Here is a 280-nt window from a genome sequence, read left to right as displayed (position 1 = left end):
CTGCTCTTGATGCCATGACAACGGGTCTGCATGAGGAAGAGTTGATTATTCTTGCGGCTCGTCCTGCGGTTGGTAAGACGGCTTTTGCCCTCAATATTGCTCAAAATATCGGTACAAAACTGGGTTTGACAGTTGCTATCTTCTCTTTGGAGATGGGTGCAGAAAGCTTGGTTGACCGTATGCTCGCTTCTGAGGGAGTTATCAATTCGAGGGCTATCCGTACGGGTCACCTAACGCAAGAGGAATGGAACAAGTATATGGTGGCTCAAGCTAATTTGGC

General features: G+C 47.9%; 1 protein-coding gene. It reads left to right on the top strand.

All coding sequences use genetic code 11. The features are described from left to right. A partial coding sequence (locus C1G53_RS12410) for a DnaB-like helicase C-terminal domain-containing protein (RefSeq protein ID WP_330847489.1) occupies positions 1-280 on the top strand: 280 nt, incomplete at both ends.

The sequence above is a fragment of the Streptococcus suis genome, from assembly GCF_002960445.1.
Classification (GTDB): Bacteria; Bacillota; Bacilli; order Lactobacillales; family Streptococcaceae; genus Streptococcus; species Streptococcus hyiners.
Note: the sequence above shows the minus strand (reverse complement) of the source record. Positions and strands in the feature narration are given on the sequence as shown.